General features: G+C 67.6%; 20 protein-coding genes and 1 pseudogene. 7 read left to right on the top strand and 14 right to left on the bottom strand.

The features are described 5' to 3' along the window. Positions 1–13 precede the first annotated feature (13 nt). A complete protein-coding gene (locus tag CA234_RS11360) occupies positions 14–919 on the bottom strand; it encodes a LysR family transcriptional regulator (RefSeq protein WP_125974873.1) in 906 nt (301 codons plus the stop codon). A gap of 87 nt (positions 920–1,006) precedes the next feature. Here CA234_RS11360 and CA234_RS11365 point away from each other — a divergent pair, with 87 nt between their 5' ends. The 3 genes from CA234_RS11365 to CA234_RS11375 are packed head-to-tail and all read left to right on the top strand — an operon-like array spanning position 1,007 to position 3,523. Further along, positions 1,007–2,041, top strand: coding sequence for an aldo/keto reductase (locus CA234_RS11365; RefSeq protein WP_126001734.1), 1,035 nt, complete (start codon positions 1,007–1,009; stop codon positions 2,039–2,041). A gap of 11 nt (positions 2,042–2,052) precedes the next feature. Next, the gene (locus CA234_RS11370; RefSeq protein ID WP_126001735.1) at positions 2,053–3,228 is read left to right on the top strand and encodes an MFS transporter; all 1,176 of its coding nucleotides are present in this window, start codon (positions 2,053–2,055) and stop codon (positions 3,226–3,228) included. Between the two features lie 31 nt (positions 3,229–3,259). Then, positions 3,260–3,523, top strand: coding sequence for a hypothetical protein (locus tag CA234_RS11375; RefSeq protein ID WP_126001736.1), 264 nt, complete (start codon positions 3,260–3,262; stop codon positions 3,521–3,523). Positions 3,524–3,558: 35 nt separating this feature from the next. Here CA234_RS11375 and CA234_RS11380 read toward each other — a convergent pair whose 3' ends face one another. After that, complete coding sequence (locus CA234_RS11380) at positions 3,559–3,759, bottom strand: hypothetical protein (protein WP_206431173.1); 201 nt, start codon at positions 3,757–3,759, stop codon at positions 3,559–3,561. Positions 3,760–3,982: 223 nt separating this feature from the next. Here CA234_RS11380 and CA234_RS11385 point away from each other — a divergent pair, with 223 nt between their 5' ends. Both CA234_RS11385 and CA234_RS11390 read left to right on the top strand, forming a co-directional pair. Continuing rightward, positions 3,983–6,289 (top strand): GH92 family glycosyl hydrolase, encoded by a 2,307-nt coding sequence (locus CA234_RS11385; protein WP_126001737.1) that lies wholly within the window; start codon positions 3,983–3,985, stop codon positions 6,287–6,289. A gap of 11 nt (positions 6,290–6,300) precedes the next feature. Further along, the gene (locus CA234_RS11390) at positions 6,301–8,277 is read left to right on the top strand and encodes a sugar-binding domain-containing protein (RefSeq protein WP_126001738.1); all 1,977 of its coding nucleotides are present in this window, start codon (positions 6,301–6,303) and stop codon (positions 8,275–8,277) included. Between the two features lie 24 nt (positions 8,278–8,301). Here CA234_RS11390 and CA234_RS11395 read toward each other — a convergent pair whose 3' ends face one another. The 12 genes from CA234_RS11395 to CA234_RS11450 all read right to left on the bottom strand — a co-directional run bounded on the left by CA234_RS11395 (position 8,302) and on the right by CA234_RS11450 (position 22,012). Next, the gene (locus CA234_RS11395; RefSeq protein ID WP_126001739.1) at positions 8,302–9,366 is read right to left on the bottom strand and encodes a PepSY-associated TM helix domain-containing protein; all 1,065 of its coding nucleotides are present in this window, start codon (positions 9,364–9,366) and stop codon (positions 8,302–8,304) included. Next, positions 9,366–11,504, bottom strand: coding sequence for a TonB-dependent receptor (locus tag CA234_RS11400; RefSeq protein WP_125974887.1), 2,139 nt, complete (start codon positions 11,502–11,504; stop codon positions 9,366–9,368). The genes CA234_RS11395 and CA234_RS11400 overlap by 1 nt, the downstream gene beginning before the upstream one ends. A 333-nt stretch (positions 11,505–11,837) precedes the next feature. After that, positions 11,838–12,332, bottom strand: a complete 495-nt coding sequence (locus tag CA234_RS11405; protein ID WP_125974889.1) for an arsinothricin resistance N-acetyltransferase ArsN1 family B — start codon at positions 12,330–12,332, stop codon at positions 11,838–11,840. Continuing rightward, on the bottom strand, positions 12,329–13,084 hold the full coding sequence (gene arsH, locus CA234_RS11410) for an arsenical resistance protein ArsH (RefSeq protein WP_125974891.1): 756 nt from the start codon (positions 13,082–13,084) through the stop codon (positions 12,329–12,331). Before arsH ends, CA234_RS11405 begins: the two co-directional genes overlap by 4 nt. Beyond that, entirely contained in the window at positions 13,084–14,163 is a 1,080-nt protein-coding gene (arsB, locus tag CA234_RS11415) for an ACR3 family arsenite efflux transporter (RefSeq protein WP_126001740.1), read from the bottom strand. Before arsB ends, arsH begins: the two co-directional genes overlap by 1 nt. 4 nt (positions 14,164–14,167) lie before the next feature. Further along, the gene (arsC, locus tag CA234_RS11420; protein ID WP_125974895.1) at positions 14,168–14,596 is read right to left on the bottom strand and encodes an arsenate reductase (glutaredoxin); all 429 of its coding nucleotides are present in this window, start codon (positions 14,594–14,596) and stop codon (positions 14,168–14,170) included. 11 nt (positions 14,597–14,607) lie between these two features. Next, positions 14,608–14,940: a metalloregulator ArsR/SmtB family transcription factor gene (locus tag CA234_RS11425; RefSeq protein WP_125974897.1), complete on the bottom strand. Its 333-nt coding sequence runs from the start codon at positions 14,938–14,940 to the stop codon at positions 14,608–14,610. A gap of 110 nt (positions 14,941–15,050) precedes the next feature. Next, complete coding sequence (locus CA234_RS11430) at positions 15,051–16,109, bottom strand: AI-2E family transporter (protein WP_125974899.1); 1,059 nt, start codon at positions 16,107–16,109, stop codon at positions 15,051–15,053. Next, positions 16,106–18,664, bottom strand: coding sequence for a cation-translocating P-type ATPase (locus CA234_RS11435; RefSeq protein WP_241213464.1), 2,559 nt, complete (start codon positions 18,662–18,664; stop codon positions 16,106–16,108). Before CA234_RS11435 ends, CA234_RS11430 begins: the two co-directional genes overlap by 4 nt. Positions 18,665–18,735: 71 nt before the next feature. Then, the gene (locus CA234_RS25195; RefSeq protein ID WP_277600103.1) at positions 18,736–18,870 is read right to left on the bottom strand and encodes a hypothetical protein; all 135 of its coding nucleotides are present in this window, start codon (positions 18,868–18,870) and stop codon (positions 18,736–18,738) included. A 172-nt stretch (positions 18,871–19,042) separates the two neighbouring features. Then, positions 19,043–21,100, bottom strand: coding sequence for an ATP-binding protein (locus CA234_RS11445; protein ID WP_206431175.1), 2,058 nt, complete (start codon positions 21,098–21,100; stop codon positions 19,043–19,045). A gap of 573 nt (positions 21,101–21,673) precedes the next feature. Continuing rightward, the gene (locus tag CA234_RS11450; protein ID WP_198162130.1) at positions 21,674–22,012 is read right to left on the bottom strand and encodes a hypothetical protein; all 339 of its coding nucleotides are present in this window, start codon (positions 22,010–22,012) and stop codon (positions 21,674–21,676) included. A gap of 90 nt (positions 22,013–22,102) precedes the next feature. Between CA234_RS11450 and CA234_RS11455 the strand changes: the two genes are divergently transcribed. Together CA234_RS11455 and CA234_RS24915 are read left to right on the top strand one after the other, a co-directional pair. After that, positions 22,103–22,531 (top strand): recombinase family protein, encoded by a 429-nt coding sequence (locus CA234_RS11455; protein WP_346962891.1) that lies wholly within the window; start codon positions 22,103–22,105, stop codon positions 22,529–22,531. 21 nt (positions 22,532–22,552) lie between these two features. Beyond that, a pseudogene (locus CA234_RS24915) lies at positions 22,553–23,361 on the top strand (IS3 family transposase); the annotation flags it as partial. Positions 23,362–23,540: the final 179 nt, after the last annotated feature.

Genomic DNA, 23,540 nt, shown 5'->3' on the forward strand with positions numbered 1-23,540 from the left:
GATCGGGACGGGGCTAGCGCAGGTGCGATGCCAGAAAATCGACGAAGACCCGTATCCGTGCCGGAACGGCCTGTCCCCCGACGAACACCGCATGGATCTGCTCCACGTCGCCGGGATTGAACGCTTCGAGAAGCGGCACGAGCGTGCCCGCCGCGATCGCCTCGGCAACGCTGAAGGCGCCCACCCGGGCGATCCCGACGCCGATCGCGGCAAGCTGCCCGAGCGTCTCGCCGTTATTGGCCTCGATATTGCCGCGAACTGACAGCGCGAAGGCCTTCCCGTCGCGCACGAACGGCCATACCGGCTCCGAGCGCCGGAAGCTGAAATTGAGGCAGTTGTGGGCGAACAGGTCTTCCGGCACCTGCGGCGTACCGTGGCGGCGCAGATACTCGGGCGCAGCGACGATCACCCGCCCGCTCTCGCCCAGCTTGCGCGCCGTGAGGCGGGAGTCGGGAAGCGGGCCGAACCGCACCGCCACGTCGGCCTGGCCGGCGGCAATGTCCACGATCGTGTCGGTCAGCGCGATGTCGATGAGGATATCGGGGTAGAGCGACGCGAAGCTGCCTAGCAACGGCACCACGCAGAGCCGGCCGTGCGACAGCGCCGCAGTGACGCGCAGCCTCCCCCGCGGGCTCCCCTGGTCGGCAATCTGCTGCTCCGCATCGTCGAGATCGGCGAGGATCCTCCGCGCCGCCTGGAGATAGGCGCGGCCTTCCGCAGTGAGGGTGAGCGCACGCGTCGAGCGCAGCACGAGCCGCACGCCGAGCCGCGCCTCGATCCGGTCGACCGCCCGCGCGACCGCCGAAGGGCTCATCCCCAGCTGCCGACCGGCCGCCGAGAAGCTGCCCTGCTCGATCACCGCGGCGAACAGCGCCAAGGCGTGGGCGCGGTCGCTGCCGCCCGTCAGCTTTGCGTCCATTGCAAAAATCCTTCGCGTCCGCCCCTGCTACCGCGGGCCGGACGCGCCGTCCATCTGCGCATGGAACAAGCAACAGGATGCGGCATCATGGAATATCGGCAATTGGGACAATCGGGGCTACGCGTACCGGCACTCAGCTTCGGCGCGGGCACGTTCGGCGGCCAGGGGCCGTTGTTCGCCGCCTGGGGCCAGACCGACGCAAGCGAGGCGCGGCGGCTGGTCGACATCTGCCTCGATGCCGGGGTCACGCTGTTCGACACCGCCGACGTCTATTCGGGCGGCGCATCCGAGGCGATATTGGGCGAGGCGATCCGCGGGCGGCGCGACGCCGTGCTCGTCTCGACCAAGACCGGGCTGCCGATGGGCGACGGCCCCCAGGATTGGGGCGCGTCCCGAGCGCGGCTGATCCGCGCGGTCGAGGACGCGCTGCGCCGGCTCGGCACCGACTATATCGATCTGCTCCAGCTCCACGCCTATGATGCTTCGACGCCGACCGACGAGGTGATGGCGACGTTCGACCGGCTGATCGCCGCCGGCAAGATCCGCTATGCTGGCGTGTCCAACTATCCCGGCTGGCAGGTGATGAAGGCGCAGGCGGTGGCAGACCGCCATGGCTGGCCGCGGCTGGTCGCCCACCAGGTCTATTATTCGCTGATCGGACGCGCCTATGAAGCCGATCTGATGCCGCTGGCCGCCGATCAGGGCCTCGGCGCGCTGGTGTGGAGCCCACTCGGCTGGGGACGACTGACCGGCAAGATCAGCCGCGACCGCCCGATCCCGGTCGGCAGCCGGCTGCACGCGACCGAGCAGTTCGCGCCCCCCGTCGAGGCCGAGCATCTGTATCGCGTGATCGATGCGCTGGAAGCGGTCGCGGCGGAGACCGGCAGAACGGTGCCGCAGATCGCGATCAACTGGCTGCTCCAGCGTCCGACCGTGTCCTCGGTCATCCTCGGCGCGCGCGACGAAGCGCAGCTGCGCCAGAATCTCGGCGCGGTCGGCTGGACGCTCGCCCCGGAACAGGTCGCCCTGCTCGATCGCGCGAGCGAGGTGCTGCCGCCCTACCCCCATACGCCCTATCACCAGCAGGAGGGCTTTGCCCGCCTGGCGCCGCGGCTCGTCTGACGGAGGCCGGCATGAAGAACAGATGGAGCCTGCTTGCCCTCGCGACGGGGGCATTCGGCATCGGCGTCACCGAGTTCGCACCCATGGGTCTGCTCCCGGTCATCGCCCGGGACCTGCAGGTATCGATCCCCGCCGCGGGGCTGCTGGTCAGCGCCTATGCGCTGGGGGTATTGATCGGCGCACCGCTGATGACGCTGGCCACCGGGCGCTTGCCGCGCCGCCTGCTGCTGATCCTGCTGGCCGGCATCTTCACCACCGGCAATCTGCTGGCCGCGCTGTCCGGCAGCTACGCCATGCTGCTGGCAGCGCGCGTGCTGACCGCGTTCAACCACGGTGCGTTCTTCGGCGTCGGCTCGGTCGTGGCGGCGGGGCTGGTCCCGCCGGAACGCCGCGCGAGCGCGGTCGCCTCGATGTTCATGGGCCTCACCATCGCCAATGTGGTGGGGGTGCCGTTTGCCACCTGGGCCGGCGAGCATCTGGGCTGGCGCGCGTCCTTCTGGGGCATTGCCGGGCTTGGCGTCCTGACGATGATCGCGCTGCGGGTGACGCTGCCGGCGGTGCCGGCACCGCGCGGTGGCGACCTGCGCGCCGAGTTGCGCGTGCTCACCCGCCGCCAGGTGCTGGGCGCGCTCGCGCTGACGGTCGTGGGGTCGAGCGCGATGTTCACCGTGTTCACCTACATCACCCCGATCCTGCGCGAGGCGACGCACGCCTCGCTGGGCTTCGTCACGGCGATGCTGGTGACCTATGGCCTGGGACTGACCGTCGGCAACTGGCTGGGCGGCCGCTTCGCCGATCGATCCGTCGACCGGACCTTGATGGTGACGCTGGCCAGCCTCTCCGCGATCCTCGTCGCGTTTTCCTTCACGATGGACCGGGCCGGCGCGAGCGCGATCCTGATCTTCCTGTGGGGCGTGGCGAGTTTCGCGCTGGTGCCGCCCCTGCAGGTCCGGGTCATGGCCGCGGCGGGAGACGCCCCCAACCTGGCATCCGCGGTCAACATCGGCGCCTTCAACCTGGGCAACGCGACCGGCGCGGCGCTTGGCGGTGGCGTCCTTGCGGCCGGCCTCGGCTACCCCGCCATTGCCTTGGCAGGCGCCGCGACGTCGCTGCTTGGTCTGCTCGCCCTGTGGCTGAGCGGCCGGCGCCAAGCGGCCACGCAGCTCGCAGCCCGCATAATGTCGTGACCGCCGGTCGGAGGGTCGATATCAGCGCGGGATGGCGAGGAAGAAGCGTTACCTGACCGCGACCATGGCGGACGGCTATGTGAAGACGATCGGCCCCACCGCTGCGCCGTTCACGCATTTCTGGCGTATCGTCGCGGTCCTCGAAAACGGGAAGACGGAAGTCTTCTGGGGGCATAGCAAGTCGTCCAGGGAAGCGACCGGCAAGAAAGCGGCGGCGGCGGAGGCCGCCAGGAAGCGCGGCTGGCAATCCTTCGCGTTCGAGATCGTCGAACTGCGCGAGGGCGATCCGGCATAGCGGCCCCGCCCGCGCCGGACCGGGCCGCTTCCGCATCAAGGCTGCCATATCGGCCGGTAGGCCGGGTCGCGTTGCCGATCGAGGAAATAGGCAGCGCTGATGAAGGCGAGATGGGTAAGCGCCCGCGGAAAGTTGTCGAGCGGCAGGCCGCGCCCGCCGGTCTTCTCGGCAAACAGGCCGAGGGGGTTGGCACCGTCCGCTCGCAGGCACTGGCACCGAACCGCCGAAACTCGCACGCAACATCATAAATGCTGCAACGACTTGCGGCGGATTCTTCAAGCAAGGTCCACGCCGGCCTCAATTGACAAAATGTTTTATCTATTTGATCAAGGGCCGTGCCAGCGGGCGGACCTCACCTTCAAAAGAAGGGGGGCCGTTCCGCAGTGAAGCAGCAAGGAGAGGTCCTGGGGAATGATACGCGCCCGCTCGAAAACCGCCGCACGCCCGCGTGCTACGCGCATGGCGTTGATCGGCACCGCCGCCTTGGCCGCCTGGGCGCCCGCCGCACGCGCGCAGGCACCCGTGGATCGCGCAAACCCGCTGGTAGGCACCGCCCCGCTTGATCGGTCCGAATGGATCGGCAACGCGCCGCCGGCCGGCGAACCGCTCTATTCGGGCATGACCTCGCCGGGCGCGCGGCTGCCGCACAGTTCGGTCGAGGCGGCGCCGGTCAACGTCAATGTCGAGCTGAGCTATCCCTGGGGCGTTCCCACCCCCTATTACTATACCAACCCGACGATGATCGGATTCACCGGCGGCGGCGGTCCCACCTATGGCGCGCGGGCCCAGCCGATTCTCATGCCGGTGGTCGGCGACTGGACGGTGCCGCCGGTCTACACCGAGGCGTGGTACGACAAGGCCCAGGAAACCGCCGCGCCCGGCTATTACTCGGTATTCCTGAACAGCTTCCGGACCAGAGCCGAACTGACCGCGACGCAGTGGACCAGCCTGATGCGGTTCACCTTCCCCGAAACCAGGCGCGCGCACCTGATCCTGAACCTGTCGGGGCGCGGCGGCGCGGTCGAGGTGGTCGGCGACCATGTCGTGCGCGGCATCGCGGCGGGGCCGCGCGAAGAAGATGTGCGCGACGGCCGCTATTTCGTCGCCGAATTCTCCAAGCCGTTCGCCGCCCATGGCACGTTCCGCAAGGCGCCGGGCGACAATCGCGGCTATGGCATCGGCGACAAGGACGTGCAGCCCGGCGCAGAGCGGATCGAGGGCAAGTTCGCCGGCGCCTATCTCGACTTCGCAACGCGCAAGGGCGAGGCCGTGCTGGTCAAGATCGCGCACGGCACCAGCTATGCGGAGGCCGAGCAGCGGCTGCGTGCCGAGAATTCGGGGTGGGATTTCGACGGCGTGCGGTCCAAGGCGCGCGCGGCCTGGGCCGGCCTGCTCGACCGGGTGCAGGTAAGCGGCGGCACCCCCAAGCAGCAGATGCTGTTCTATTCGACGCTGTTCCAGTCCTTCGCCAGCCCGCGCCTGGTCGCGCGCAAGGGCGAGCGCTTCAGCGATGCCAAGGGCCAGGTGCAGACCGCCAGCTATGACCGCTACGGCCCGGTGCCCTTCTGGGATACCGGCCGCAACCAGATCGTGTTGCTGGAGCTGATGGAGCCCGAGGTGGTGGGGGACATTATGCGCTCCGAACTCGACATGGCGCGCGAGCGCGGCTTCATGAACACCTCGTTCCACGGCGACAATGCCGTGTTCCTGTATCTCGGCGCGATGAAGCGCGGCATCCCGTTCGATTATGCCGCGGCCTATGAGTATCTCCGCCGCAACGCCACCGACCCTAGGGGCCCGCGTGATTATCTGGCGGAATATGACCGGCAGGGCTGGATCGCCGACGAGGTGCCGCCGGGCAATCCCAGCCCGCCCTATGCCGGGGGCAAGGCGGGCGCGGCGACGACGCTCGAATATGCCTGGGACGATGCCGCGATGGCGGAGCTGGCGGCGCGGCTCGGCCACAAGGCGGATGCGGCGCGCTTCGCCAGACGCGCGATGAACTATCGCAACGTGTTCGATCCCGCGATCGGCTTCGTCCGCGGCCGCACCGCCGACGGCAAGTGGATCACGCCCTTCGATCCGGCCGAGCCCTATTACAACTTCATGATGAAGGAGGCCTCGGGCTGGTCGACCTTGTGGCTGGCGCCGCAGGACGTGCAGGGGATGATCAACGAGCTCGGCGGCCGGGCGGCGTTCAACGCCAAGCTCGATGCCTTCTTCGCGATGCCCTACGCCCCCAAGGGCATCTGCCGCGACTGCACCGGCGTGATCGGCCAGTTCGTCCAGGGCAACCAGCCCGACCAGCACGCCCCCTATTTCTACGCGTGGAGCGGCCAACCCTGGAAGACGCAAGCGCTGGTCCGCCAGGTGCTAGACCAGCTCTATGGCAGCGACGCGAGCGGCTATGGCTATCCCGGCATGGACGATCAGGGCGCGACCTCGTCCTGGTACGTGTTGAGCGCACTGGGCTTCTACCCCGTCGATCCGTCGAGCGACGTCTATGTGCTGGGCAGCCCGATCTTCGATCGCGCGACGCTCAGGATGGGCAACGGCAAGCTGCTGGAGATCGTCGCCCGCAACAACTCGGCGGCCAATCGCTACATCCAGTCGGCGACGCTGAACGGCCGCCCCTGGACCAGGCCCTGGTTCCGCCATGCCGATGTCGCGAACGGCGCGCGGCTGGTGCTGACCATGGGGCCCAAGCCCAACACCGCCTGGGGCAGCAGCCCCGCCGACGCCCCGCCTTCGCTCTCGCGCCCTTGAGGAGCCGCCTTATGCGCAGCCTGATCTACGCCCTCGCTTTGGCGGCCCTGCCCGCCCACGCCATCGCCCAGCAGGCGTCGCCGCCGCGCTCCGACGCGGTCTATACCGGCGCCATCACCACGCGCTGGGGCAAGGCCGTGACCCCCGACAATGCCTGGCGCAGCTATCCGCGGCCGCAATTCCAGCGGACCGAATGGCAGAATCTGAACGGCCTGTGGGACTATGCGATCACCCCCGCCGCAGCGCCGCAGCCGATGCGAATGGACGGGCAGATCCTCGTCCCCTTCCCCGTCGAATCCCGGCTCTCGCGCGTGGCACGCAAGGTCACGCCCGACGATCGCATCTGGTATCGCCGCAGCTTCACCGTTCCCAAGGACTGGGCCGGGCAGCATGTGATACTCAACTTCGGCGCAGTCGATCACGACGCGCGCATCTGGGTGAACGGCGGGATGGTCGGCGCCCACCAGGGCGGGTTCGACAGCTTCGGCTTCGACATCACCCCGTTCCTGAAGCCCGGCGCCAACGAGCTGGTGGTGCAGGTCGCCGACCCGACGAGCGCCGGCAGCCAGCCGCGCGGCAAGCAGATTCTCGCGTCCGACGGCATCTGGTACACCGCGGTCAGCGGCATCTGGCAGACGGTGTGGCTGGAGCCCGTACCCGCGCTCCACATCGACGACATCCGCACCACGCCCAATATCGATACCGGCAAGGTCGATGTCGACGTGGCACTCAGCGCCAGCGCGGCGGATACCGATGCGGTGCGGCTCAGCGTCCGGTCGGGCGCCAGGACGATCGCGACGACGATCGTGCGCGCCAATCGCCGGGCCAGCATCGCTGTGCCCGGTGCGCATCTCTGGTCGCCCGAAGACCCGTTCCTCTACGATCTCGTCGCCGAGCTGGTGACGGTACGCGATCCCTATGCCGGCCAGCCCGAGCGCGATCGTCGTGCCTATGATGCCCGCTTCACCAAGGGTGAAGTCGACACCTATGCCGCCGCCGAAGTGACCGGCGCCCCGCGCGACCGGGTGACTGCCTATTTCGCGATGCGCAAGATCTCGGTCGGGCCCGGCACGGTACCCGGCCAGCCGGCGCTGCTGCTCAACAACAAGCCCTATTTCCAGAACGGCGTGCTCGATCAGGGCTGGTGGCCCGACGGGCTGCTGACCCCGCCAAGCGAAGTCGCGATGCGCTACGACCTGGAGTTCCTCAAGAAGGCGGGCTTCAACATGGTCCGCAAGCACATCAAGGTCGAGCCCGCGCGCTATTATTACGACGCCGATCACCTGGGCATGCTGATCTGGCAGGACATGCCCTCGGGCGGCGGCGAGGACCAGTTCGTCACCGGCTCCAGCCAGAGCCAGGCGGTGCTCTCGTCCGATGTGATGGCGCAGCAGCAGGTCGAGCTGTCGCGGATGATCGGCCATCTCCGCGCCTTCCCCTCGATCGTGCTGTGGGTGGTGAACAACGAAGGCTGGGGCCAATATGACTCCGCCACCCTCGCCCGCTTCGTGAAGGGCATGGACCCGAGCCGGCTGGTAAATGCCGACAGCGGCTGGCTCGACGTCGCGGCGAGCGCCTCCGACGTGTTCGACATCCACACCTATGAGGACGTGCCCCATGTCCCCACCCGCCAGAGCGAGCGCGCGATCGTGATCGGCGAATATGGCGGGGTCGGCCAGCCGATCGAGGGGCATCTCTGGCGGAACGACAAGCGCTGGAGCTACCAGGTGACCACCGACTCCGCCGATTATCTCGCCCGCTACCGGCGCAAGTTCGCGGAGATCGTGCGCCAGGCCAGGGTCCATGGCCTCAGCGCCGCGGTCTATACGCAGACGACGGACGTCGAGGGCGAGATCAACGGACTGCTCACCTATGACCGCGCCGTGGCCAAGGCGCCGGCGGAGGCTTTCGCGACCATGGCAAAGCCGCTTTGGGCGACGGATCGCGCAACGGACGGTGACGGCGGCGAGGCGGAAAAGCGACGATAGCCGCCGGGCCGGCTGCTTCGGCGCCTATTCGACCTTTGCGCGCGGCTTCCTGCGCTTGGCCCGGCGGACGTTCCACTGCGTCCGCCAGAACGCATACACTGCCAAGCTTCCGAGCAGTGTCAGCGCAATGCCGGACACGCTCATGGCGAGCTTCCACGCCGGGCCGCCGATCTTGGCAGCATGCACCGGGTAGAGCTTCTCCCGGATCGATGCTGCAAGGCCTCCCGCCGCGGGATCTGCGCGGCCGACAACCGCCAGTGTCGCCGGATCCGCATAGACGAAGGTCCGACCATTCGGCGTCCATTCGAACGGCTGGCGAAGCCGCAGGACGATGGGTGCACCGGCCTTTCGCGGCCATTGCAGGCGGCGGAACTCGGCACCGGGAAAGATCGCAGCGGCAGCCTCGAAAAGCGGCCTCAGGTCCCTGCGCCCCTGCACCTCGCGAACCTCGACCCGCGGCGGTCGCGGACGCGCTTCGGCCAGCAGCCCGCCGCCCAACACAGGGAAGACCATCAGCACCCCCGTCACCAGCGACACGAGCAGCAAGGGCGCGGCCACCACACCGAGGTCGCGGTGATGGTGGACGATCGCGCCGGGCTTCATCGTCATGGGCCAGGCCCGCAGACGGAAGCGGCGCCGCGTCCGCCACCACAAGAGGATACCCGTGACGACAAAGAACAGCCCCACCAGCCCGGCGACGCCGGTGATCGTCTCCCCCGTATCGCCGATCAGCAGGCGATGGTGAAGATCGAACAGCCACAGCTCGGGCCGCTGCCACGAGGCGGACCAGCGGGCGACCGTTTCCCCCGCCTGGCTGAGATAGGCGCCGCTCCCGTCCTTGAACACGACCTGGTGCACGCCGAGACCATCGCCCGCGAAGGTGACGCGATCGATCGGCTGCGACCCGCCCGAGATCATGGCGACGGCCTTCGCCAGCGACGCCGGATCGGCCCGGACGGGATCGCCTGCATGCGCCACGAAGGTCAGTTCGTCCCGCCACACCAGCAGCGTGCCCGTCAGGCCCAGCAGCGCCAGCAACAGGCCGCCGATCGCGCCGATCCAGCGGTGCAGCAGGGCCAGAAGATGCATCAGAACCCGGCCTGCCAGCTCAGCGTGAAGTTGCGACCGCGGCCGGTGTAGAAGCGGGCATTGTCGGTCGGCCCCTGGGTGTCGCTGTAATAGGTGACATAGTCGGTGTTGCCGAGATTCTGGACGCTCAGCATCATGCGGCCGATCGGCAGGTCATAGGCGACATAGGCGTCGAACAGCCGATAGCCGATGAAATCATTGGCGATCGGCTGCCCCTCGAACCGGCGCGACAGATAATAGCGGCCCTGCAGCCGCGCGCTGAACCGGCCGCGGCTATAGTCGATGTTGAGGTTGAGCCGATCCGGCGAGATGTTGGCGCCGTCGAGATCGGCATCCATCCGGCCGTCGCCGTTGGTGTCCGTACGCCCGCTGACATGGGCGAAGCCGGTGCCGAGCTTGAGCCCCGGCAGCGGGGTGCGAACGCCCAGGTTCACCTCCAGCCCTTGAATGTCGATCGGCTGGCGCGACACGTTGAAGATGCCGTCGCTCCCGCGCACCAGCACTTGGCCCAGATCGCTCGACGACCAGTAATAGGTGGCGCTCGCCTCCAGCGGCCCCTGGTTCACCTCCACCCCGAGCTCGCGGTTGTTAGAGACGACGGGCGTCAGGTCGAGAAAGTCGGCGATGCGGATGTTCGGCTGGGTGATGCCGCGCAGGACGCGCCCGATATCGGCAATCGTATAGCCTTCGGCATAGCTGCCATAGGCGCGGATGCCCTTGATCGGCTCCACCACCACGCCGCCGTTCCAAAGGGCACGCTCGAACGAGGGCTTGCCGCCGATGACCGCTCGCGCATTCGCGCTGGCGAGCGTCGTGTAATCGGGGATGTCGAGCTGGACATTCTCGTAGCGCACGCCGCCGGCCAGCCGCACCACGCCGTCGAACAGCTTGAGATTTGCCTGCCCGAACGGCGCCAGGCTGCGGAAATCGGTCTGCGGCACCCAGGCCCGGCCGGTCTGGACGAGATCCTGCTTGGTGCGATCGACAAGCGCGTCGAACCCGGCGGTCAGCGTCAGCGCCTCGAAGCCGGGCACCGCACGCTCATAGCTGACCTTGCCGCCGATCTTGCGCGACACGTTGCGCGACTGGTCGAACAGCGTGCCGATCGGCGCGATCCGCGCGTCCTGGAACGTCGCCAGGACACCCCCGGCGAAGGTGTCGCTGGTGCGGTTGTAGAAGCCCTGCAGGGTAAATGCCCCGCCCGCCAGATCGCCGTCGGTGAGCGAGGCGGACAGCATTTCGGCCACGCCCGTGGAGGGCTGTCCCGGCGTCTCGCCGCGCCGGCTGGTGGCGGGAATGCCCAGCGCCCGATTGCCGTCGACCGGGACATAATGATTGTTGCCCTCCAGCCGGAAGCGGTTGGCGATCACCTCCAGCCGCGCGCTGGGCGAGAGGTCGACCCCGACCCGCCCGAAGAAGGACAGGCTGTCGGTATCCTGGATCTCGCTCTGGTTGCCGTCGAGCCCGATGCGGCGCCCGCGCCCGTCGAGGAAGACGCCGCGCCGCTCGAAGGCGACGCCGCCGGTCGCGTCGAACGCGCCGCTGCGGACATTGACCAGGCCGGCGACCTTGCCGCCGAGCGAGGCGCCGGAGAAATCGTCGCCGCTATTGCCCTGGAGCAGGGCCCGCCCGCTCCAGCCATTCTCCTTGGGCGCCGCCACGGTCACCTGATTGACCACGCCGCCGGTCGCGCCGATGCCTTGCAGGGCATTGGAGCCGTAGATGACCTCCACCCGGTCGATAAAGAAGGGGTCGATGGTGTAGCCGTCGCGCGCGCCGTCGCGGATCGGCGTCGTCTGCGGGATGCCGTTAATTGCATACAAGGGCGAACGGCCGCGCAGCGTCTCGCCGAAGCCGGTGATCTTCTCGCGCGTCGGCGAGAAGGACGGCAGCAGCGCCGAGACGGCATCGACGGTGGAGCCGGAGACCGTGACCTGGCGCGACAGCGTCTCGCGATCGATGACGTCCACCGTCAGCGGCAGCGCGCTGGCCGGGAGGATGGTCCGCGCTGCGGTGACGACGATGTCCTCCCGCCGGGTGTTGGCGACATCGGTATCGGAATCGGGACGGCGGTCCTGGGCCTTGGCGCTTCCGGTCCAGATGATGGCTGCGGCGATTACGCCGAATGCGAACTTCATGGTCTTCCCCTTTCGGGGCGCGATAGAAAACCAGCGCAAGTTTTGCAACAGCCTCGCATTAGCACTGCATCACAAGCCGTCACGGGCTCCACCGCCTTCCAGTCCTATCTCAGGGACGACCAGCCGCAGGTTCTGGCCGTCCGCCAATGGGCGACGACCTCGGGCCGAGAGCGGCACCTCACCCCGCTACAGCGAGCACATTCTGAAAGGACGTCGTGGTCGGAAGCGCAGCAACGGCTGACCAACGCGTTGCACGACAGCTGCGGGAAGGTGGGTGTGGCGCGGCCTTCTGCCAGGCAGCCGCAATAACGGACGCTTGCGGCAGGTACTCCGTCAAAGCAGCCGCTGCCACCATCCTACATCGTGCCAGCGCCCGAATTTCGAGCCGACCTCCCGATACACACCGAGCAGCTCGAAACCCATGCGCTCATGAAGGGCGACACTTCCCGGGTTCGGCAGCGCGATACCGGCGAACGCGGCATGGAAGCCGCGCGCCGCCAGTTCCGGAAAAAGCTGGGCGTAAAGGGCGCGGCCGATGCCCGAACGCCGCGCCTCCTCGGCGATGTAGACGGTGACATCGACAGACCAGCGATAGGCGGCGCGGGTCCGGTGCTGGCCGGCATAGGCGTAGCCGACCACCACACCGGCACGCTCGGCGATCAGATACGGGTACGCCGTGGACGTCGCTTCGATACGGGCCGCCATCTCGCCGATCGACGGCGGCACCTCTTCGAACGAGATCGCGGTATGCTCCACGACGGGTGCATAGATGGCGTGCACGCTGGCAGCGTCCGCTACCGTTGCCGGTCGTACGGACACGGCACTCATGCGCGGCCCCCTTGTGGCGCGGTGGCGATGCTCGACAGGTCGGCGGCAGGCTCGACGGCCATGCCCGCCTGCTTGCGCTCCGAATAGCGGTCGACCAGCTGCGGCGTGTGCGGGCGGAGCAGGACGGTGAAGCGCACCAGCTCCTCCATCACGTCCACGATCCGGTCGTAATAGCTCGACGGCTTCATGCGGCCCGTCTCGTCGAATTCCTTGTACGCCATCGCGACCGACGACTGGTTGGGGATGGTGAACATCCGCATCCAGCGGCCGAGCAGGCGCAGTGTGTTGACCGCGTTGAACGACTGCGAACCGCCCGACACCTGCATGACGGCCAGCGTCCGCCCCTGCGTCGGGCGCATGCCCTTCATTTCCAGCGGCAGATGGTCGATCTGCGCCTTCATGATCCCGGTGATCTGTCCGTGCCGCTCGGGACTGCACCAGACCTGACCCTCGGACCACAGCGCCAGTTCGCGCAGCTCGTGCACCGCTGGGTGGTCGTCACCAGGCACCTGGTCGGGGAGCGGCAAGGTGGAGGGATCGAAGATGCGCGTCTCCGCGCCGAACAGGCGCAGCAGGCGGGCCGCTTCCTCGACAGCCAGCCGCGAGAAGGAGCGCTCGCGCAGCGAGCCGTACAGCAACAGGATACGGGGCGCGGGATCGAGCGGCCCCAGGCCCAGTGCCGGCCGCGAATGGACATAGGCGGCATCGAGTGCCGGCAGGATGTCCGGATCTTCCAGCGTGCGTAGCGGCATCAGGCGGCGGCTCCCCGTTCATACCAGCCCCGCGAAGCCTTCACGATCGAGACGACCGACAGCATCACCGGCACTTCCACCAGCACGCCGACCACGGTCGCCAGCGCGGCACCCGACTTGAGCCCGAACAGCGAGATAGCGGCGGCAACCGCCAGTTCGAAGAAGTTGGACGCCCCGATCAGCGCCGAGGGCGCCGCCACGCACCAGGCAACGCCGAACCTGCGCGACAGCCAATAGGCGAGGCCGGCGTTCAGATAGACCTGGATGAGGATCGGCACCGCCAGGAGCGCGATCACCAGCGGCTGCGCGACGATCGCCTCGCCCTGGAAGCCGAACAGCAGGACCAGCGTCGCCAGCAGCGCGACGAGCGACACGGGACCGAGGCGGTCGAGCAGCCGATCCAGCGCTGCCTGCCCGCCGCGCGTCAGCACGGCGCGGCGGACGAGCTGGGCGGCGATCACCGGCACGACGATGTAGAGCAGCACCGAGATCAGCAGCGTATCCCACGGCACCGTGACCGACGCCACGCCGAGCAGCAGCCCGACCAGCGGCGCGAAGAGAAACACCATCAGCACGTCGTTCAGCGCGACCTGCGACAGCGTATAGGTCGGCTCTCCCTCGCAGAGGTTCGACCACACGAACACCATCGCCGTGCAGGGCGCCGCCGCGAGCAGGATCAGGCCGGCGATATAGGACGGCCCCTCCCCCGCCGGCAGCAGCGGTGCGAACAGCCAGCCGATGAACAACGTGCCCAGCGCCGCCATCGAGAAGGGCTTTACCGCCCAGTTGATGAACAGCGTGACGCCGACGCCCTTCCAGTGCTGCCGCACCGAGCCGAGCGCGCCGAAGTCGATCTTGAGCAGCATGGGGATGATCATCAGCCAGATCAGCACCGCGACGATCAGGTTGACGCGCGCGACTTCGGCCGACGCGATCGACGCGAAGACGCCAGGCAGCAACTGCCCCAGTCCGATGCCGGCGGCGATGCAGAGCAGCACCCACAGCGTCAGATAGCGCTCGAAGGTGCCGATGCCGGGACGCGCAGGTGCTGCGTCCAGTGTAGGGGAAACCGTAGACATGGCGTCAGCGCACCCGTTCGCCGGCGGCATCGACCACCTGTTCGCCATCCTCCTTGGCGAACGCCCCGCGCTGGGCGGCCGGCAACAGGTCGAGGACGGCTTCGGAGGGGCGGCACAGCTTCACCCCCAGCGGTGAGGCGACCAGGGGACGGTTGATCAGAATCGGGTGCGCCATCATCGCGTCCAGAAGCGCATCGTCGGACAGCGACGGGTCGCCCAGGCCCAGCTCGGCATAGGGGGTGCCCTTTTCGCGCAGCAGGTCGCGCGGGCGCATCCCGGCGCGGGCGATCAGGTCGACCAGCATCGCCCGCGAAGGCGGGGTCTTCAGATACTCGACGACATGCGGCTCGATGCCGGCATTGCGGATCATGGCGAGTGCGTTGCGCGACGTGCCGCACTCGGGGTTGTGATAGATGATGATGTCGACGGCCATGGCACGTCCTTTCAGCAGCAGGGGGCGAGTTCGGCGACGAGCGGCGCGCACAACTCGGCGCTGCCCGCACAGCAATCCTTGACGAGGAACAGCGTCAGCGCGCGCAGGCCCGCCAGGTCGGCGCGATAGATGATCGAGCGGCTTTGCCGCTCGGAGTGGATCAGGCCGGCGCGCGCGAGAATACCGAGATGCGCCGACATAGTGTTCTGCGGCACCTCCAGCTGGCGAGCGATCTCCCCCGCCGCCATGCCGTTCGGCTCGTGCCGCACCAGTAGGCGAAACACGTCGAGACGTGTTCCTTGAGCAAGGGCGCCGAGCGCGGCTATAGCCGAATCATTTTCCATATATCCAGCATAGTAGATATATTAGCCCCGGCCAACGACATTCGACATAGCCTGCCAGCGCGGCCGATCGCGGCCCGCATTGGTGGATGCGTCTGCCGATCGCCCCCAGGTCAGCCGGTCGCGGGCTCGCCGCCTGCCGCCGGAAGCGAGAATGCCTCCCATGCGGCGAGGAACAGCGCGGCGATGATCGGGCCGACCACGAAGCCGTTGAAGCCCATCAGCTCGAAGCCGCCCAGCGTTGCGATCAGCACGATATAGTCGGGCATCTGCGCATCATGCCCGACCAGTATCGGTCGCACGACATTGTCGACGCTGCTGATGATGATGAAGCCGCAGGCGAACAGCAGGGTCGCCTGCCAGACCGCCCCGGTGGCGAGAAGGTACAAGGTCATCGGAACCCAGATCAGCCCGGTTCCGATCGCGGGGAACAGCGAGAAGAAGCCCATCGCCACGCCCCAGAGCAGCGCACCGGGAATCCCGAGAGCCCAGAAAATGAGCCCGCCGGTGATACCCTGCAGCGCCGCGACGATCAGGCTTCCCTTGATGGTAGCCCGGATCACGGTGACGAATCTGGCGACGAGGATCACGCGCTGTGTCCTCTCGACGGGCAGTGCGCGCTCGATCCGCGCCGCGATCGCGCGGCCGTCGCGCAGCAGGAAGAAGGTCAGATAGAGCATCACGCCCAGTTGCAGGAAAAAGCCGAGCGTCCCCTGCCCGATACGCACGATCCGCGCCGCCACCGCCTGAAAGCCGTCGGCCAGCCCGCGGCTGAGCGTGGCGCGCACCCCGTTGATGTCGCCCAGCCCGATATCGGCGAGCCAATGGCGCGCCCATGCGGGTAAATGGCGTTGCAGATCCGCGACCAGCCGCACGACATCGATGTCGCCGCCTTGCACGCGCGCATAGAGCCCCTTGGCCTCCGCGACGAGCGCCCCGCCAAGAAGCATCGCCGGCACCACGAACAGCGCGATGATCGCGAGCAACGTGACGAGGATCGCGACGTTGCGGCGGCCAGGCATGGCGCGCACCAGCCGCGCGTTCAGCGGGTCGAACAGCACTGCCGCGATCACCGCCCAGAGGATCGCTCCGGAAAATGGCGTGACCAGCCAGAGGAAGGCGAGCGTCACGCCGCCGAGCAGCGATAGCGGAAAGGCGCGCGCGAAGGTCATGGCCGCCGTCCAGCCGCGCCACGGGCCATTGTCCCCTGGAGCAGCGGCTTGCACCCCTCGAGCATCACCAGCAAGGCGACACCGAGCGCGACCGCCAACGCCATGTCGCTCCAGGCGATCGCCCCGAACTTCAGCAGCGCCTGTGCCGAGGGAAGCAGCAGGATCAGCCCGGTCCCCCCGACGATCGCGGCAGCGATGTACCGCAGCGCGAGGTTGTGACGCACGAGCGCGGCACCCAGTGCGGCGCTGAACGAACGGTTGACCAGCACCAGCGCCACGATCTCGGCGATCAGCGCGAAGAAGATCAGCGCGCGCAACTCGGCCTCGGGCATGGCCGACCAGGTCTCCACCAGGAAGACGGCCGCCAGCATGGCGAAGGCCAGGCCGCCCTGAAAGATGCTCCAGCCGATCATCGGCAGCGAGAACAGCGGCCCGTCCGGCGCGCGCGGCGGACGCCGCATCACATCGTCTTCGGCACGTTCGGCCTCGAACACCAGCGCGCAGACCGGATCGATCACCATTTCGAGCAGCGCGATGTGGATGGGGCCGAACAGGATCGGCAGCCCCAGGCACAAGGGCAGGAGCGCCAAGCCCGCGATCGGCACATGCACGGCGAAGATGAAGGCCATGGCCTTGCGGATATTGTCGTAGATCTGCCGGCCGAGCCGCACCGAGCGGACGATCGCGCCGAAATCATCGTCGAGCAGGACGATCGCGGATGCCTCGCGCGCGACATCGGTGCCGCGCCGGCCCATCGCCACGCCGATATGCGCGGCCTTGAGCGAGGGAGCATCGTTCACGCCGTCCCCCGTCATCGCGACGATCTCGCCCTTCGCCTTATAGGCCTGGACGATCCGAAGCTTCTGCTCGGGCATGATCCGCGCAAAGACGGTGACGGTCTCGAGGCGCGCGGCAAGCTCGGGCGCGTCGAGCCGGGCCAGTTCGTCGCCGGTCAGGACGTCGCCCTCGGCGATCCCCGCCTGGGTCGCGATCGAGCGCGCGGTCGCCGCATAGTCGCCGGTGATCATTACCACCCGGATCCCCGCGTCGCGGCATTCCGCGACGGCGGCGGGAACGCTGGCCCGCAGCGGGTCCGCGAGTCCGATCAGCCCGGCCAGCGTATAGGCATAATCGTGCTGGGTCGCCGCCCAGTTGCGGTCGCGCGGGGTGGCATGGGCGACGGCAAGCACGCGAATGCCGTCGGCTGCCATCGCCTCGACCGCCGCCGACATCGCCGCTGCGTCTGCGGGCACCAGCCGGCACAGCGTCGCGATCGCCTCCGGCGCGCCCTTGGCGCAGAGGGTGAGTTCCTCGCCATCGTCCCAGATGTTCGACATGGCGAGCAGTTCGGGGCGGAGCGCATAGGCATGGGCCACCCTGCCCCCGGTGCGGCAGGGCACCGCGACCCGGGCACGGGCCTCGTGCAGCGCAACCTCCATCGGGTCGCTCGGTGCCACCGCGCTCGCGAGCGCCGCCGTCTCGATCAGGCGATGATAGTCCGGCGGCACCTCGCCCCCGCCGCCCATCCGGAGGGTATCGCCCGAGGGAAGCCAGAGCCGGGCCACCGACATGCGGTTCTCGGTGAGCGTTCCGGTCTTGTCGGTGCACAACAGCGTCGCCGAGCCGAGCGTCTCGATCGCGGCGGCGCGCCGCGTCAGCACGCCGGCCTTGCCTACCCGCCACGCACCCATGGCGAGGAACACCGTCAGCACGACGGGGAATTCCTCCGGCAGCAGCGACATGCCGATCGCGATGCCGGCCAGCAGCGCCTCGATCCAGCCGCCCCGCAGCAGCCCGTAGAGCAGCACCACCATCGCCGCGATCGCGCAGCCGCCGATCCCGCACCAGGTGACGAGCCGGGCGGTCTCGCGCCGCAGGCGGGGCGCGTCGGTGTCGAGCGTCGCCAGCGACTGGCCGATCCGGCCGATCGCGCTGCGCGGGCCGGTCGCCAGCACCCGGCCGATCCCGCTGCCGCGCGTGACGAGGGCGCCCGAATAGACGAAGGGCTGCCCCTCGCCACCCGGGCGGTGCTCCGCGTCGGCGCCCGCTGGAGATGCGGCGGTCTTGCCCACCGGCAGTGATTCGCCGGTCAGCAGCGATTCGTCGGTCTGCAGGTCGGCGGCCGCGATCAGGACCGCGTCGGCAGGCACCCGGTCGCCCTGCTCCAGAACGATCAGATCGTCCCGCACCACCTCGCGGCCGGGAACGCGAACGCGCGCACCGTCGCGAACGACGAGCGCGCGCGGCGCGGACAGGTCCCGCAGCGCCTCCAGCACATGCTCGGTGCGCGCTTCCTGGATCACCGTGACCAGCACCGAAAGGGTCGCGAAGGCGAGCAGGATCAAGGCTTCGGCGGTATCGCCCAGCAGCAGATAGGCGATGCCGCCGAGCAGCAGCAGCGCCAGCATCGGCTCGCGCAGCACTTCGATCAGGATGCGCAACGGCGAGCGCTGCCCCGCCCGCGGCAGTTCGTTCGGCCCCTCCTCGCGGAGCCGGACGGCGGCCGCCGCCGCGGCGAGGCCTTCGAACGCGGGGCTTTCCACCGGTTGCATCATGGTCCCTCGCGGTCAGGAGCAGTGGTCATCTCATGCCATCCGCCGCCCGGGAGCGCGCTTGGGTACTCTACCTACTGCCCAACGGCAGCGAGGAGCACGGCGCCGAACGCCGGTTCGTCGAAGCGAACGCCGAGCGGGCAGGGACTGGCGGGCGTCGCGTCGAGGATCGCCGTGCCCGGCATGCACCTCTCCGATGCGATGATCATGCGCGAAGGCTTCCGTCCTCCCCCAACCGGATCTAGGTTGGGGCGTGATCGCTGGTCTTTTCCCAGCCGCGTACCTGCCGGTCCACGCCCGCATCCGGCGACTCTTCCTCCAACCAGCGCAGCAGCACCGGCAGGGGACCGTTCACGCCGTTCACCTAGTAGGTCGCGATCTTCACCCGCGTTTCGCTCCCGCTGGCTCCCCGTCCCCCGCCAATGCATCCAATTTGCGCGCGAGATCCGCCTGCCGGAACGGTTTGGTCAGTCGCGCCAGATCCGCCTCGACCGCGTCGAGCTCGGCGAACCCCGAAATAATCAGGATCCGGATGTCCGGCAGTCGCCGCTGGGCGTCGCGTGCCAGCGCCGGCCCGGTCTCGCCCGGCATCAGATGATCGGTGACGAGAAGGTCCGGTCGCAGCCCGTCATCGAGAAGCTTCAGCGCCGCCTTGGCGGAGTTCGCCTCCAGCACCGTATAGCCCAGGTCGGTCAGCATGTCGGCGGTACTGGCGCGGACCAGGTCCTCGTCATCCACCAGAAGCACGATACCCGCCGCGCGCGGGGCAGCGCCCTCCGCCTTGGCGCCGGAGGGCTCCGCCGCCTCGTCGCTCGTCGGCAGCCAGATCTCCACATTGGTGCCCAGGCCCGGCTGGCTCTGGATCGTCAGTGCGCCGCCGAGCTGCGCGGCAAGGCCATGGACCATCGACAGCCCGAGGCCGGTGCCGCGACCTACGCCCTTGGTGGAGAAGAACGGCTCCACCGCCTTGGCCAAGGTGGCACGATCCATGCCCATGCCGGTATCGGCCACCGACAGCCGCACATAGCGACCCGGCTTCAGTCCCGAGCGATGGTGGTGGGCGACCGGCTCCGTCGAAACCGAAACCCGGATCGTACCGCCGTCGGGCATGGCATCCCGGGCATTCACGCAGAGGTTGAGCAGCGCCATTTCGATCTGGTTCGGATCGGCGGTAGCGAGAGGAAGCGCCGCCTTCACATCCACCACCACGTCGATCTGCGGCCCGGTGGTGCTGGCGACGAGCTCCGCCATGTTGGTCACCAGCGCGCCCACATCGACCGGGACCGGCTGGAGCGGTTGGCGCCGCGCAAAGGCCAGCAGCCGCTGGACCAGCACCTGGGCGCGGTCTGCTGCCTGGAGCGCCCGTTCGACGAGTCGCCGCTCGCGTTCGCCGCCACCCGCTTGCCGCTGGAGCAGGTCGAGCGATCCGATGATCGGCGTCAGCAGATTGTTGAAATCATGGCTCACGCCGCCGGTAAGCTGGCCCATCGCTTCCAGCTTCTGGCTTTGGCGCAGCTGCTCATGGGCCTGTTCCAGCTCGGCAGTCCGCGCCGCCACGCGCGCTTCCAGGGTTTCGTTCAGCTCGCGCAACCGCGCTTCGGTCTGCTTCTGTCGGTCGATGTCGACGACGACGCAGAGCGCACCGGCAATCTGCCCTTCCGCGTCGTGAAGCGGTACGCCGCTCACCCGCACCCAGGTCTCGCGCCCATCCGGCGCGCGGTGAAGGAACTCGGATCCGGGTACGTTTTCGCCGCGCAGCGCCCGGGCGCCCGCATACCGATCGGGCTCGATGGCATGGCCGTTCTCATCCTGCCCGAACCACCGCGCGCGCGCGTCCGGCAGGCGGGACGGTATCGCACATTCGGGGACGATCCGCGCATAGGCGGGATTGCAAAGCACCGGCGTGCCATCCCGATCCACCACGATGACGCCGACCGGAAGATGCTCGACCAGGGCGGCGAGCGTGCTGCGCTCCAGGCCCAGCCGCGCCTCGCTCTCTCGCAGCGCCAGGTCCACGCCGACGCTGGCGGTGACATCCTCTACCCGGTGAATGATCGCGCGGACGGCGCCGGAACCATCCAGGACCGGGCTGTTGACGGGATCCCACCAGCGCGCCTCGAACCGCCCCGAGCGGTCGGCCACATCATATTTCTGAAGCGGCATCGAATCCGGCTTCCTGCTCGCGATCGCGCGCTCGAGCGAAGCCCTCAGATTCGTCGTCCCGTCTGCGCCAGGATCGCCGGGATTGTCGGGCATGGCCTCGAACACGCCGCGCCCTAGCAGGTCGTCGCGGACCCGCATCGTCGCGGAGAGATAGGCGTCATTGGCCGCAAGGATCGTGAAGCGCGGCGCATCCGGCGCGAGAACCAGCATCGGGGCAGGCGCCGCAGCGAACAGCGCCTCATAGTCAAGGGCGGCGCAGGTTGGAGAGGTCGTCATTGCTGCTTCAACCTACGCCCCGCACAGTCGATCCCCGTCGTCGCAGACTGCCGGCCGCCGGGGTTCGTACAAGATGGCGCTGCCCAGCCCAAAGGACAGGCGAGGCCTGCGGCTATCTGACACTTTCCAGCGCCTGAGTCACGGAGGATCACACTCCCGATCGCCTGGTTCCAGCGCTTCAGCGCACGGATTTCGACGACGGTTAGCATGGTGGGCCACGACTCCTGCGAGGCCCGTGGCCCAGCGATTCGTGGCCCACTATTCGCGGGGCATTAGCGGAACAAAATGAGAAAACACGGGACTGTCAACAGCGACTTTATCGCAGTTTTACGCGGATTCTACAATGTTCTCAATATGTACTGGTGCCCTGGCCGGACTCACATCTACCTCCAGAAACCGCAGAAAACCGCCACTTTTCAAATCCCCAAAATGCCGTGGCCCACTCGTGGCCCACCAAAAATATCGGTCCGAAATCCGGACACGAACCCCCGCACCACGAACCATTTTGGTACTTCCTGAAGCATGATTCGCGGTCGATTCTCGATTTCCTGATCGAAAGGGGCCCCTCTGTCTTCAAGCGCGTTCAAGCAGTGCGGCAAGTTCCAGAAGCTTGACCCGCACCAAGTTCAACTCCAGCGAAATCCGCAAATCTCCTCGACCCGCCGCCACAAGAATAGCACCGAGAACCTGATCGGAGTGCCGGACGAGTGACACAAGGTGGTTCCCTTGGGGCACGTGGGTAGCCGCCAGCCAGTGTTTGACCGTCCGCTCGCTTGCCCCTGTCCACCCCATCGCCGTTTTCGTTGCCCGGTGGCTTGCACCCAGTTCTGCCAATAGCGCCCGCGAAATCAGTAGCGCCAGATCGGCCTCGTCGCTGCCGGAATGTAAATTGCTGCCCGTTTTCGGAAACACCTTTCCATTCCTTTCCCGCTATGTCGGCACAGGTGCGGGATCAGTCCTGCGTCCAACCAACCCGGGAATCGTCAGGCACCGCGCCGCACGATGAACAGTGAGGTCCAGTGCGTGGAGAGTTGGCTAGTCCCGCAGACCCAGCATTCAGACGAACCGACCCGTATGCGGGCTGCCGAGTATGTCCGTATGTCGACGGACCATCAGCGCTACTCCACCGAAAACCAAGCGGAGGCCATCCGTCACTACGCTGCCGCGCGAGGTTTCTCGATCGTTCGCACCTACGCAGATGAAGGCAAGAGTGGTCTCCGCATCGATGGTCGCGATGCACTCAAACGCCTCATCGATGATGTCAGCGCCGGTGTCGCAGACTACCAAGCAATACTCGTCTACGACGTCAGCCGGTGGGGTCATTTTCAGGATGCCGACGAGAGCGCCTATTACGAGTATATTTGCCGCCGCGCTGGGATCGCCGTTCACTATTTGACCCGCTCCCCAGAAATCATGCCATTGGTAAGTTAGCTCGTCAGATGGAGACGAGTGATGCGGCGAAGCCGATTTACCGAGGATCAGATCATTGGGGTGCTGCGGGAGCATGAGGCTGGCGTGAAGACCGCCGACCTGTGCCGGAAACACGGGATCAGCGATGCGACCTTTTACACCTGGAAGTCGAAATACGGTGGCCTGACGGTTTCCGACGCCGCGCGGTTGCGAGCGCTCGAGGACGAGAACCGTCGGCTGAAAAAGCTGCTGGCGGAGTCGATGCTCGACGTGTCGGCGTTGAAGGACTTGCTGGGAAAAAACTGACGCGGTCTGTGGAACGCTACGCTGCGGTGGAGAAGCTGACGGCCGGTCACGGTTTCTGCGAGCGTCGCGCCTGCAGGCTGGTCGGGGTCAATCGGTCGGCGTGGCAATATGAGCCGCTTCGCGGGAAGGACGATGCTGTCCGCGAGCGGATGCGCGAGCTCGCGAACGAGCGTCGTCGGTTCGGCTACCGTCGGCTGGCGATACTGCTGCGACGTGAGGGCAAGGGCATGAACCTGAAGAAGGTGTACCGGCTGTATCGCGAGGAGCGGCTAACGGTGCGCAAGCGTGGCGGCCGCAAGCGGGCGCTCGGCACGCGGGCACCGATGGCGATTCCCCAAGAACCCAACCAGCGCTGGTCACTCGACTTCGTGTCGGACGCGTTGGCCTGCGGCCGGCGGTTCCGCATGCTGAACGTCATCGACGATTACAGCCGGGAATGTCTGGCCTGTATCGTCGACACGTCGCTGTCGGGCCGGCGGGTCGTTCGTGAACTAAGCGCTATCGCCGAACGTCGCGGGCTGCCGTGCATGGTGGTCAGCGACAACGTCCTATGTCGGGAAGCAGCGGCGGGTTTTGGCCAGCAGATATCCATGCGCCGACAACCGTCGGCGCGGCATGCAATCTGAGCCAGATGGCTCCCACCGTCAACGGGATCGCTCCCTGCCATAGCAAACACAGGATCCATAGCAAACACAGGATCCAGCAGCGCCGACGGTTGTCATAG

This window comes from Sphingomonas sp. ABOLE (assembly GCF_003950455.1).
GTDB classification, from domain to species: domain Bacteria; phylum Pseudomonadota; class Alphaproteobacteria; order Sphingomonadales; family Sphingomonadaceae; genus Sphingomonas; species Sphingomonas trueperi.

What these genes read in the sequence shown, in the direction of transcription:
- CA234_RS11360 (WP_125974873.1), bottom strand. Translation starts at nt 919, where the DNA reads ATGGACGCAAAGCTGACGGGCGGCAGCGACCGCGCCCACGCCTTGGCG.
- CA234_RS11365 (WP_126001734.1), top strand. Translation starts at nt 1,007, where the DNA reads ATGGAATATCGGCAATTGGGACAATCGGGGCTACGCGTACCGGCACTC.
- CA234_RS11370 (WP_126001735.1), top strand. Translation starts at nt 2,053, where the DNA reads ATGAAGAACAGATGGAGCCTGCTTGCCCTCGCGACGGGGGCATTCGGC.
- CA234_RS11375 (WP_126001736.1), top strand. Translation starts at nt 3,260, where the DNA reads ATGGCGAGGAAGAAGCGTTACCTGACCGCGACCATGGCGGACGGCTAT.
- CA234_RS11385 (WP_126001737.1), top strand. Translation starts at nt 3,983, where the DNA reads ATGGCGTTGATCGGCACCGCCGCCTTGGCCGCCTGGGCGCCCGCCGCA.
- CA234_RS11390 (WP_126001738.1), top strand. Translation starts at nt 6,301, where the DNA reads ATGCGCAGCCTGATCTACGCCCTCGCTTTGGCGGCCCTGCCCGCCCAC.
- CA234_RS11395 (WP_126001739.1), bottom strand. Translation starts at nt 9,366, where the DNA reads ATGCATCTTCTGGCCCTGCTGCACCGCTGGATCGGCGCGATCGGCGGC.
- CA234_RS11400 (WP_125974887.1), bottom strand. Translation starts at nt 11,504, where the DNA reads ATGAAGTTCGCATTCGGCGTAATCGCCGCAGCCATCATCTGGACCGGA.
- CA234_RS11405 (WP_125974889.1), bottom strand. Translation starts at nt 12,332, where the DNA reads ATGAGTGCCGTGTCCGTACGACCGGCAACGGTAGCGGACGCTGCCAGC.
- arsH (WP_125974891.1), bottom strand. Translation starts at nt 13,084, where the DNA reads ATGCCGCTACGCACGCTGGAAGATCCGGACATCCTGCCGGCACTCGAT.
- arsB (WP_126001740.1), bottom strand. Translation starts at nt 14,163, where the DNA reads ATGTCTACGGTTTCCCCTACACTGGACGCAGCACCTGCGCGTCCCGGC.
- arsC (WP_125974895.1), bottom strand. Translation starts at nt 14,596, where the DNA reads ATGGCCGTCGACATCATCATCTATCACAACCCCGAGTGCGGCACGTCG.
- CA234_RS11425 (WP_125974897.1), bottom strand. Translation starts at nt 14,940, where the DNA reads ATGGAAAATGATTCGGCTATAGCCGCGCTCGGCGCCCTTGCTCAAGGA.
- CA234_RS11430 (WP_125974899.1), bottom strand. Translation starts at nt 16,109, where the DNA reads ATGACCTTCGCGCGCGCCTTTCCGCTATCGCTGCTCGGCGGCGTGACG.
- CA234_RS11435 (WP_241213464.1), bottom strand. Translation starts at nt 18,664, where the DNA reads ATGATGCAACCGGTGGAAAGCCCCGCGTTCGAAGGCCTCGCCGCGGCG.
- CA234_RS25195 (WP_277600103.1), bottom strand. Translation starts at nt 18,870, where the DNA reads ATGATCATCGCATCGGAGAGGTGCATGCCGGGCACGGCGATCCTCGAC.
- CA234_RS11445 (WP_206431175.1), bottom strand. Translation starts at nt 21,100, where the DNA reads ATGACGACCTCTCCAACCTGCGCCGCCCTTGACTATGAGGCGCTGTTC.
- CA234_RS11455 (WP_346962891.1), top strand. Translation starts at nt 22,103, where the DNA reads ATGAACAGTGAGGTCCAGTGCGTGGAGAGTTGGCTAGTCCCGCAGACC.